General features: G+C 37.8%; 9 protein-coding genes and 1 pseudogene. 5 read left to right on the top strand and 5 right to left on the bottom strand.

Features of this window, described 5'->3' with window-relative positions:
- Positions 1-133: 133 nt before the first annotated feature.
- The 3 genes and pseudogenes from ilvC to H592_RS24880 all read left to right on the top strand — a co-directional run bounded on the left by ilvC (position 134) and on the right by H592_RS24880 (position 3246).
- Positions 134-1615 (top strand): ketol-acid reductoisomerase, encoded by a 1482-nt coding sequence (gene ilvC / locus H592_RS0108395; protein ID WP_028868380.1) that lies wholly within the window; start codon positions 134-136, stop codon positions 1613-1615.
- 317 nt (positions 1616-1932) lie between these two features.
- A pseudogene (locus H592_RS24875) lies at positions 1933-2706 on the top strand (PAS domain-containing protein); the annotation flags it as partial.
- 129 nt (positions 2707-2835) lie between these two features.
- Positions 2836-3246 (top strand): methyl-accepting chemotaxis protein, encoded by a 411-nt coding sequence (locus H592_RS24880; RefSeq protein WP_425414382.1) that lies wholly within the window; start codon positions 2836-2838, stop codon positions 3244-3246.
- A gap of 320 nt (positions 3247-3566) precedes the next feature.
- Here H592_RS24880 and H592_RS0108405 read toward each other — a convergent pair whose 3' ends face one another.
- Positions 3567-4178, bottom strand: coding sequence for a YhgN family NAAT transporter (locus H592_RS0108405; protein ID WP_028868382.1), 612 nt, complete (start codon positions 4176-4178; stop codon positions 3567-3569).
- A gap of 218 nt (positions 4179-4396) precedes the next feature.
- Here H592_RS0108405 and H592_RS0108410 point away from each other — a divergent pair, with 218 nt between their 5' ends.
- Positions 4397-4648: a DUF2999 family protein gene (locus H592_RS0108410; RefSeq protein WP_028868383.1), complete on the top strand. Its 252-nt coding sequence runs from the start codon at positions 4397-4399 to the stop codon at positions 4646-4648.
- Positions 4649-5076: 428 nt separating this feature from the next.
- Here H592_RS0108410 and H592_RS0108420 read toward each other — a convergent pair whose 3' ends face one another.
- The 4 genes from H592_RS0108420 to H592_RS0108435 form a co-directional block, all read right to left on the bottom strand.
- Positions 5077-6570 carry a sensor histidine kinase gene (locus tag H592_RS0108420; RefSeq protein WP_028868385.1) on the bottom strand — a complete coding sequence of 498 codons (1494 nt, stop codon included), beginning with the start codon at positions 6568-6570 and terminating at the stop codon, positions 5077-5079.
- Positions 6570-7325: a response regulator transcription factor gene (locus H592_RS0108425; RefSeq protein ID WP_028868386.1), complete on the bottom strand. Its 756-nt coding sequence runs from the start codon at positions 7323-7325 to the stop codon at positions 6570-6572. The genes H592_RS0108420 and H592_RS0108425 overlap by 1 nt, the downstream gene beginning before the upstream one ends.
- A 75-nt stretch (positions 7326-7400) precedes the next feature.
- Positions 7401-8093: a spondin domain-containing protein gene (locus H592_RS0108430; RefSeq protein ID WP_028868387.1), complete on the bottom strand. Its 693-nt coding sequence runs from the start codon at positions 8091-8093 to the stop codon at positions 7401-7403.
- A gap of 10 nt (positions 8094-8103) precedes the next feature.
- Positions 8104-8775, bottom strand: a complete 672-nt coding sequence (locus H592_RS0108435; protein WP_028868388.1) for a spondin domain-containing protein — start codon at positions 8773-8775, stop codon at positions 8104-8106.
- 256 nt (positions 8776-9031) lie between these two features.
- Here H592_RS0108435 and tcdA point away from each other — a divergent pair, with 256 nt between their 5' ends.
- On the top strand, positions 9032-9823 hold the full coding sequence (tcdA, locus tag H592_RS0108440) for a tRNA cyclic N6-threonylcarbamoyladenosine(37) synthase TcdA (protein WP_028868389.1): 792 nt from the start codon (positions 9032-9034) through the stop codon (positions 9821-9823).
- Positions 9824-10669: the final 846 nt, after the last annotated feature.

Consider the following 10669-nt stretch of genomic DNA (forward strand, 5'->3'; position numbering starts at 1 on the left):
ATGTAAACAACGTTCAATATTAAACGTTATATTCGATTGTATTAAATATTAGATCTAAGTTTTCAGCAAAAATAGAACACTTAATTATTACGATTGATTTTACCCCTATTAATTTATTTTGGAGCTCAGCTAAATGGCTAACTACTTTAACACTCTTCCTCTACGTGAGAAGTTACATCAACTAGGTCAATGTCGTTTTATGGATCGCAGCGAATTTGCTGAAGGAAGTGAAGCATTAAAAGGCAAAAAAGTAGTTATCATCGGTTGTGGTGCACAAGGTTTAAACCAAGGTTTAAACATGCGCGATTCAGGCCTTGACGTTTCTTACACTTTACGTGCTGCAGCCATCGCTGAAAAACGTCAATCATGGAAAAATGCAACGGAAAATGGTTTCACAGTAGGCACGTACGAAGAGCTAATTCCACAAGCAGACTTACTATGTAACTTAACACCTGACAAACAGCATACTGCTGTAGTTGGCGCTGTTATGCCTCTTATGAAAGAAGGTGCAACATTAGCTTACTCACACGGTTTCAATATCGTTGAAGAAGGTATGCAAGTACGTGAAGATATCACTGTTATCATGTGTGCACCTAAATGTCCTGGTTCTGAAGTACGTGAAGAATACAAACGCGGTTTCGGTGTTCCAACACTAATTGCTGTTCACCCAGCAAATGATCCGCAGGGTCACGGCCTTGCATGGGCTAAAGCATACGCATCTGCTACAGGTGGTGATCGTGCTGGTGTACTTATGTCTTCTTTTGTTGCTGAAGTTAAATCTGACCTGATGGGTGAGCAAACTATCCTTTGTGGCATGTTACAAACTGGCGCAATCTTAGGTTATGAAAAAATGGTTGCTGACGGTCTTGAGCCAGCATACGCTTCTAAACTAATTCAATACGGTTGGGAAACAGTCACTGAAGGCCTTAAATACGGCGGCATCACTAACATGATGGATCGTCTATCTAACCCAGCTAAAATCAAAGCGTTTGATATGTCTTTACAACTTAAAGATATTCTACGCCCATTATTCAACAAGCATATGGATGACATCATTGAAGGTGAATTCTCTGCAACTATGATGGCTGACTGGGCTAACGATGACGTTAATCTACTTAAATGGCGCGCGGCAACTGCTGAAACTGGTTTCGAAAAGCAACCAGCTGGTGACATGGAAATCGGTGAACAAGAATTCTACGACCACGGTATTTTCTTAGTCGCAATGATTAAAGCAGGTGTTGAGCTAGCATTTGAAGCAATGACTGCATCAGGTATCATCGAAGAGTCTGCATACTACGAGTCTCTACATGAAACACCACTTATTGCTAACACTATCGCTCGTAAGAAACTTTACGAAATGAACGTTGTTATCTCTGATACGGCAGAATACGGCTGTTACCTGTTTGACCACGCTGCAAAACCACTACTTGCAGACTTCGTTAAAGCAATGAGCCCACAATACCTAGGTTCAGCACTTGAAGTTAAGTCTAACTCTGTTGATAACGCACGTTTAATCGAAATCAACGAAGAAATTCGTAGCCACCCAGTAGAAATCGTAGGTAAGAAACTACGCGGTTACATGAAAGACATGAAAACAATCGTAGAAGCTTCTTAATAATTAATTAAATAAGTTTTCTATTTAAGCCAAGCAGTTAGCTTGGCTTTTTTGTATCTAAAATCAGCTAAGGACTACTTCTATATCGATAACAGGAACAAGATAACAACCGACAATACATCAAGTAATTTTTACTAATACTTATGTCACCTTAACAAGGTTATGTGCACCTTTTCACTAAAAAGCATTTTTTCTAAAAATTAATTACTACTTTTGAATTAACCTACTACACTAATTTAAACCAATAATCTTTTCAAATAAATGCAATAAACACCACTATAAAATCATATTGATAGAGGGATATTCTAATTATGTTTATGAATAAGGCATTAAAAGAGGAAAACGCACAATTAAAAAGAGAACTACATTTTCTTAAACAGATAAGTAATAGCCTCGATGAAGATATGATACGGTTTTCATTAGATAGTGAAGGTAAAATTACTGAAACTAATGCAATGGTTGAATCAGAGCTAGGCTATACAGGCAAAGATGTTGTTGGCAAATACTTTATTGATTTAATTCCAGCTTATTATCGTGATACCAACCATTTCAAAGCACTTACTCAGGCATTGAAATCTGGCAAAAATTGGCATGGTGCTGTTCAAGCGAATAAAAACAATGGTCAAGAAACATGGTTAAGATCGATGTTAGAACCAGTATATAACCATCAAGACTCTTTAAGCTCGTTCATCGTCCTCTCTGCTGAATTAACCAGAACCATTGAAAACTCTCGTCAACAACAGGATATTCTAGAAGCCATAGACCGCTCTATGTCTACAATTGAGTTTACGCCAAAAGGTGAAGTACTTACCGCTAATAAAAATTTCCTTGGGGGGATGGGCTACAGTCTCAACGAGATAAAAGGAAAACATCATAAAATATTTTGTGATCCTGAAGAAGTGAACTCGCCAGAATATGAGGCATTTTGGAATAAGCTTGCAAAGGGAGAACATGTATCCAACCGTTTCAAACGCATTGATAGTTCAGGCCGAGAAATATGGTTGGAAGCGTCCTATAACCCTGTACATAATGATAAAGGTGAGCTTTATAAGGTCATTAAATTTGCTACTTTAATCACATCACAAATAGAGCAAGAACAAGCAGCTATTGAAGCCTCAAGAATTGCCCATACCGTTTCTAAAGAAACACGCCATCAATCAGAAAAATGTAAAGATATCATTCAAGATACTATTAATGGAATGCAACAACTAACCAAACAAATGGAAACTGTAAGTAACAGTATTAAATCACTAAATAAACACTCTGAACATATCAGCGATTTAGCTGGTAATGTGAAAGGCATTGCAGAACAAACTAACTTATTAGCACTGAACGCAGCTATTGAAGCAGCGCGAGCAGGAGAGCAAGGTAGAGGTTTTGCGGTGGTCGCAGACGAAGTCAGAAAACTAGCATCAAGAACAAATACTACAACAGAAGAAATAAGTAAGGTTGTAAATGAAAACCTTCATCAAATGTCAGAAGCTATCACTGCCATTGATCAATCTATAAAAGAAGCAAGTAATGCATTAGAGTTTTCTAACGAAGCCGGCATTACGATAGTTGAAATTCAAAATGGAGCAATGAGAGTAGTGGAAGCTATTGAGAATTTTAATCAAAATATCAGATCTTAACAAAGTATATTTGCTCCGTTCTGACACAGAATAGTAACCTAACCGCTACATTAATATTTAACAATATTAATGTAGCGGTTTTATATATTTGAAACTAAATTATTTTTGAGGTGAACTATTCTATAAATGAGTTACTTTTTAAATAATAAGTCGCAGGCAGGCAATTTCACCTTATTCACTTTAAAAAGTCGTATTACTGACCCGGTCAGTAAGAAACTACGTTACGTTATGAAAACACGAAAGCGATGAAAACTATCGTTGAAGCTTTTTAACATTTAAATTCACCCGTTTAGTAGGTATTAAAAAGAAACGATGACATTTTATGCGAATGTCGGTAATAACGAGCGGATCCCATCAATAAACATTTGTACTGACATGATCAGTAGTAACATGCCCATCAGCCTTTCTAACGCTTTTAGCCCTTTAGTTCTAAGGATTTTATAAAGCTGTGTCGAGAATAATAAAACCATGGCCGATAACAACCAAGCTAATAATAATGAAGCAAATAATTCACCAGTATGGTCTGTATTAGTTTTAGCTAAGACTAACAATGTTGCTAATGCGGCAGGCCCTGCAATCATTGGCATCGCTATCGGAACTACTAAGGGTTCGTCACCTTTTGTCGTAGCAAAAAGATCTGAACCATCGGAGTTAGGAAAAATCATTTTCAAAGCAATCACAAAGAAAATAATTCCACCAGAAATTGTTATGGCCTCTGTTTGAAGATGAAATAAACTTAAAAATCGCTCTCCAAAAAATAAGAAAATAAGCAATATGACTAAACCAATTACCATCTCTCTAACAATTATTGTTGCATGCCTTTTCTTATCTATATTTTTTAAAATGCTTAATAATAACGGTACATTGCCTAATGGATCGAGTATAAAAAATAATAAAATAGCAGTAGAAAAAATCGGAAATGAACTTTCCATAGAAAAGCACCTTATGTATTAATAAATGATAGGATTAAATACAGGTTATTGTAGGGGGTTAAATATAGAGAGCAATGTGTTAATAGCGCTTACTAGTCAATAAGCAATTAATAAGTTAGCCAAACAATAAGCCTTAGCATTATATATTGTTAATAGTACACACAAGCCATATAATTTAATCAATACACTTACCCATAATGTAAAATACAAGGTTATCAATGAATCCAATTATTGCAATTTTAAAAGAGCACAACGTAAGTGATGCAAAAGTAAAATCACTTTTTGAAGCATTAACTCAAAACCCCATGATGGCACTCAGCCTTGTGCAGGAGTTAGGCATTCCTCCAGAACAATTAAAACAGTTGATGGGGACAATAATGACTCAGCCTCATTTAATTAAAGAAGCTACAGATGAATTGGGTTTAGACTTTGCAAAAGTACAAGAAGCAAAAGAAAAATTAAATAAATAATTTATGCAATTTGCCAGTTAAATTATAGACTCCTGTCTTTAGGGAACTTTAAAAATATTTCCCTTAAAAAAGCCGTTCGACTTATGTGAGCGGCATTTTTTACAGGATCAATAATGGAGCCAGAAAGTCACTAAGTAGATTAACAACCGAATTTCCCATTATTATTTTTCCATTCTGATTCAGCCACAACAGATATTTTCAATCGTATCTCAATGCGTGGCAATTTCACCATTTTCAAATTTGAATATATCAAATTCAACTTTAGGACCCCAGATTCATATTTGCTATCTATGGCAGAGTGATCGCGATCGGTAAATGTACGTTTAACTTGTGCTTTCATAATGCCTTTAGGCAATTGATAAAGCGTTTCAGAAAACCTGCTAAAGCATTTTTATTGCTAATCAATAAGCAAACTCAACACCTTATTATCATCCTATTTTAGTCAAACAAAAATTGAAACTTGTCCCCTTACCTATCTGGCTATCAACATTAATTTCAGACTGCAATAAATGTAATAATTTTTGTGTGATAGCCAATCCTAACCCACCATGTTCTTTACTATCACAAATAGCATTACTCGCACGATAACGAGCATCAAAAATATAGGCTAATTCATTTTCATTAATTCCAGTACCATTATCGATAACCGATAGATTAAGTTGGTTATTTGGCTTTTCATCAACCTGTATTGTGATTTTCCCACCTGCTGCGGTATGCCTAATCGCATTATCAATTAAGTTACTTAATACTCTTTCTAATTTACCGATATCCGTATAAACCAAAAACTCACACTGCTCAGGGGATATATTCAGGGTTAACCCTTTTTCTTGTAAGCGATGTTGAAATTTAGCAGCAATATCATGTAATAACTCGGCTAAAGGAAATGTTTCTAAATCTAAGGTAACTTGCCCGCCATCTAGATGTGCTAATTCAAAAATTTGATCCACCAGCTTTTTTAGTTGATTGGCATTTTTAAAAGCAATATCGATAAATCGTTGGTGTTGTTCGCTACTGAGTTGAGCCCCTTTTAATTGAATCGTTTCAAGGTATCCTTGTAAAGCAGCAAGAGGTGTACGTAAATCATGGGAAAGATCAGTTAACATCTCTCGCCGTTTTTTGTCGTTTGCCTGTAATTGCACAAATTGATAATTAATTTGCTCAGCCATTTCATTAAACGCACTGCCTAGCTCATGAATTTCATTATGTTTAGCCGCTGGCCATTGTTGCAATATGACCTTATTTTTTTCAAATCCAGCCTGTTTAAAAGCGCGAACATTCTCAGTCAATTGTTTTAGCGGTTGAGTCAAAAAGCGTAATAATGCTATCAACACCAAAAAGAAGAAAACCATCACACTGAATAAAAATACCCACGACTGTGAAAGATGTTGTTCTGATAACACATCGGCAAAGATTGAATCATATTTTTCGCCACCGATAATGGTATATAAATAACCTTGTAAATTATCACCATTATAAATTGGCGCGGCTGAAAATATCTTTTGTGCGCAGGCGATCCCTTCACAATTATTACGCGGATCATCACCGTATATTGGCAATGATTTTTTATGGTTAATAAAATCGACTAAAGGTGCAATATCAATTTGTTCGCGTTTTACTTTACCGGGCTCTGCGGAATAACTGAGAATACTGCCACTGGGTGCGATAAAATAAAATTCAAAACTTGGCCCAAGAATCATTAAACTGTGGAACAGGTTTTTTAATTCACGGTAATCATAAACACCTTCTTTTAATAAAGGGTTATCGTTACCTAGATGCTCCGCTAATTGAAGATGTAAACGCTGTTCAGCTTCATGGCGAGAACTCACTTCAAGCTTTGCAGACCACCATGTAAAAGTGCAGGCAATAGCAAGGAAAAGTAATACTAGCGCAATGCTAATACGCTGATAAAGAGAGAGTATCATCAAGCAACACCTTCAGGGCTGAATTTATATCCCACACCAAAAACGGTTTGAATAATGGCAGGAAAAACTTTGTTGGTTAATTCAGGTTGACCCGCTACTAACTTGTTACGTAAGCGATTAATATGTGAATTAACCGTATGCTCATAACCACTATGCTGATAGCCCCACACTTTGTCTAAGAGTTGGGTACGAGAAAAAACTTGGCTAGGATGCTGCGCCATAAAACACAGTAGGTCGAATTCTGTTGAGGTTAATTCAATGGTTTTTTCACGTAATATCACTTCATGTGTACGACGGTTAATCATCAACTCGCCATGGCAAATAACGCTATTTTCTTGCCCACTTATAGTTTCATTATCAGTAGCTTGCGGTTTACTATTTTGTAATAAATGCACTCGGCGTAAAAGCGCATGCACACGTGCTTGCAACTCTCTAATGCTAAATGGTTTTGACATGTAGTCATCAGCACCCAACTCAAGGCCAACCACTCTATCAATTTCAGAAGTACGTGCGGTTAACATTAAAATAGCTTGCTCTTGTTTGACTTCTCTTACTTTTCGACAAACATCTAACCCACTACAACCGGGTAACGTGATATCTAATATTAATAGTGAAAAGTCATTGCTTAAGGCTTGTTTAATGGCCTCTTCACCGTTATCGCAGTGCGTGACTTGCAAGCCTAAATCTTGCATGTGCACTTTAACCAATTCTGCGATATCTTGATCATCTTCCACGATTAAAATACTATCAGCCATGCTGCCCTCACTATAAAAAAAGCCTATTTGTTATAGCAAGCACAGAGCTTACAACAACAAACAGACCAAAAAGGTTTATTTGATACGCGTGATAGTAACAGACATAACCGGGTTATCGAACTTCTGTTGATAAGTGAGCACTGAGCTACTTAAACCATCATCTGCACTAATAATTCCAGCATGCATCGCGACAAAGTTATTATTATCATCACGTTGTGGATTATAAGCTTCACCACCACCAGCAGGACCTGGCACTGTTTCTGCGCTTTCAGTATTCGCTTCAGTACCCGCATCATAGGCGAGTGTGCTGTATTTAACGGAATCGTTAATCGCAAATGAACTCAAGTCGATTTTATTAAGACCAGTAAATGCATCATTGGAGTTACCTAACATACTTGCAAATGATAAGTAACTGACCAGATCACCATGAGAAACCGTCACCGTAGAGGTTTCTCCCGGTAAAACAGGTACAGCACTTACCGCTACACTTGTCACTAAACTACTACTTTGCAATAAGCTGCTATCACCAGATTCAGCCAATAATTCTAGTGCATTAGAAGCGGGGCTACCAATCGTCCATAATGCGCTGCTATTATGTAGAATCAATGCAGGTGGAGAGATAGGTTGACCGTTCGTTAGATTACTTAAAGTAACTTGATACTCTACAGGCGTTGCCACCACGGTAACACTATCATTATTGTCATCACCACACGCAACTAATGTAAGTGCGGCTGCCGTCGCAACGGCGACTTTAGTAAATTTAATCATAAAAGCCTCCTTATTCGACAACAACTGTCAACTTTGCAACAGGGTTTAACCAACGGTGTACGCGGCTATCAAAATCACTAATACCACCTTCAGGATCTGTATCACCAACTACACCAGGATGAATATGTACGTTCGTATTACCAATCTCAGTTGCTACACCTGTTGCCCCAGTTGACGTAATGCCAATCGGGTTTGGCACGTTAGAAATAATTTCATCATTAGCCTCAGTGCCCGCATCATAAGCACTTAAAAGTACAGTATAAGTCCCCGCCTCCGTAGGAATTTTCCAGCTATCTAAACCAACAAAACCGTCATTAGTCGGTAACATCATTGCAGCTAAAGACAGGTAGTCATTGCCGTCACTGTTAGTGAGAGTAAACTCAGTATCACCACCGGCGCCTAATAAACCACCCGCTGGATTCGTCGTAATATCAGCACCATAACCGCTCAATAATAGATTAACGCCATCGATGCTTCCGCCCTCAGCTAGGGCTTGTAACTCTTCACTTGCCGCTTCTGCAGAATGGAAGATAGACGCCTGAGAATCATGCGCTGCTGCAATAATAGGTGTAAAGCTAATACCTTGGGTTAAATTAACAAGTGTAATAGTTAAGTCTTGCGCTTGGCTTGCTGCACTGAATAAACCTAGAAAACCTGCTGCAATAAGATGTTTGTTTGACATGGAAAAACTCCCTTTAATCGTAGTTGAATTATTTATCTTTAAATATATTTTGAATGTTGTTTAATTAGTTGGTGAAGAGAGTATGCCCATGAGATATCACGCAGTTATCACGAAAACTTCACTATTTAGTAGTGAATTGTTCGCTTTGTTATCGCAAGCATCGCCGAAGTTGATGATTAATTAATGACGCGTGTTTTTTTGCATATTCATTAACAGCACGTATAATCCGCCTTTCAAAAATCAACAAGAGCGAACCATGAACGAACAATACGAGAACCGCTTTGGTGGAATAAAACGCTTATATGGCACCACGGCATTACAAAAATTCCAAAACAGTCATATCTGTGTGATTGGGATTGGCGGTGTGGGCTCTTGGGTTGTTGAATCATTAGCCCGCTCAGGCATTGGGAAAATCACCTTAATTGATATGGATGACTTGTGCGTCACCAATACCAATCGTCAAGTACATGCATTGGCGGAAACCGTGGGTAAACAAAAGATCGAAGTGATGGCTGCGCGCTGTAAACAGATCAACCCAGATATTATCGTCAATTGTATTGATGATTTTATCGATAAAGAAAACTGCTTTGAATACTTATCTAAGGATATGGATTACATCTTTGATGCCATAGATAGCATTCATGCCAAAGTCGCTTTAGTGGCACACTGTAAGCGCAATAAATACCCATTACTTACCTGTGGTGGCGCAGGTGGCCAACTTGATCCGACACAAATTCAAGTCGCCGATTTAGCACGCACCATCCAAGATCCGTTAGCGGCAAAGGTACGCTCTGAATTACGTCGTCACTTTAACTTCACAACCAACCCTAAACGCAAATTTAGAATTAACTGTGTGTTTTCAACGGAGCAATTAAGCTATCCAGATATGAACGGGGAAGTGTGCAAAGAAAAGGCGGAATCAGACGGCAATATGAAAATGGATTGTGCGAGTGGTTTTGGTGCATCAACCATGGTCACAGCAAGCTTTGCCTTTATAGGCAGTGCGTTTATTCTGAGAAAATTAGCAGAGAAAGCAAAAGCTGAATAAAGAAAAAACATTTAACCACGAAGCGCTGCACTTCACGAAGAACACGAAGTTAAAAAAGCTTAAAGGATAAATGAAACCAAATTTTTATTTGCTTTGGCTCCTATAAATGACTTCTTTGTATTTAATCAGTTTTGTCGTTACCTTCTCTAACCTTCGAGCCTTCGTGGTTAAACAGCTTTTGACTTAAAAAAGAGCAACCACGAAGCGCTTCACGAAGAACACGAAGTTAAAAAAAGCTTAAAGAATAGATGAAACCAAATTTTTATTTGCTTTGGCTCCTATAAATGACTTCTTTGTATTTAATCACCGCAGTTTTCTCCTTACCTTCTCTAATCTTCTTGCCTTCTTGGTTAAACAGCTTTTGTCCTTACCTTCTCTAATCTTCGTGCCTTCGTGGTTAAATCGTTTTTGATCTTATTTCTCTTAGCGCTTTCGATCTTAATAAGCTTTTGACCTTATATACCTAAGCTCGACCTGTACCACTACAACCTAAAAAACACCCATATCGAGTAGGGTGAGGCTTTTGCCTCATCCCTCTCACAGAACCGTACGTACGGGCCTCGTATACGGCTCCTGTATTCTTTTATTCCATCATCCGCTTTTCATAAACGCTGATGGAGCAAGCCAACCTGTATTTACATTCTCTATATTATACAAACCAAGCCCTTCAAACCAACTATTCGGCATCGCAAAACTTGATAAGGGGCTTCTCGAATTTCGCCACGAGTTCATTTTAATGAACTTAAAGGGTGGCTTATATTTCAGCTGCTTTAATCGTCGATGTAGCCGACTCGGCTTCTTCCACAAGTTAAGCTGTACTGCCCTTAATCTTCGTCTTGTCCAACC

The organism is Psychromonas arctica DSM 14288 (assembly GCF_000482725.1).
GTDB lineage: Bacteria > Pseudomonadota > Gammaproteobacteria > Enterobacterales > Psychromonadaceae > Psychromonas > Psychromonas arctica.

Bases quoted from the DNA above. Each gene is read 5' to 3' on its own strand.
- H592_RS24880 (WP_425414382.1), top strand. From the start codon at position 2,836: ATGGAAACTGTAAGTAACAGTATTAAATCACTAAATAAACACTCTGAA.
- tcdA (WP_028868389.1), top strand. From the start codon at position 9,032: ATGAACGAACAATACGAGAACCGCTTTGGTGGAATAAAACGCTTATAT.
- ilvC (WP_028868380.1), top strand. From the start codon at position 134: ATGGCTAACTACTTTAACACTCTTCCTCTACGTGAGAAGTTACATCAA.
- H592_RS0108410 (WP_028868383.1), top strand. From the start codon at position 4,397: ATGAATCCAATTATTGCAATTTTAAAAGAGCACAACGTAAGTGATGCA.
- H592_RS0108430 (WP_028868387.1), bottom strand. From the start codon at position 8,093: ATGATTAAATTTACTAAAGTCGCCGTTGCGACGGCAGCCGCACTTACA.
- H592_RS0108405 (WP_028868382.1), bottom strand. From the start codon at position 4,178: ATGGAAAGTTCATTTCCGATTTTTTCTACTGCTATTTTATTATTTTTT.
- H592_RS0108435 (WP_028868388.1), bottom strand. From the start codon at position 8,775: ATGTCAAACAAACATCTTATTGCAGCAGGTTTTCTAGGTTTATTCAGT.
- H592_RS0108420 (WP_028868385.1), bottom strand. From the start codon at position 6,570: ATGATACTCTCTCTTTATCAGCGTATTAGCATTGCGCTAGTATTACTT.
- H592_RS0108425 (WP_028868386.1), bottom strand. From the start codon at position 7,325: ATGGCTGATAGTATTTTAATCGTGGAAGATGATCAAGATATCGCAGAA.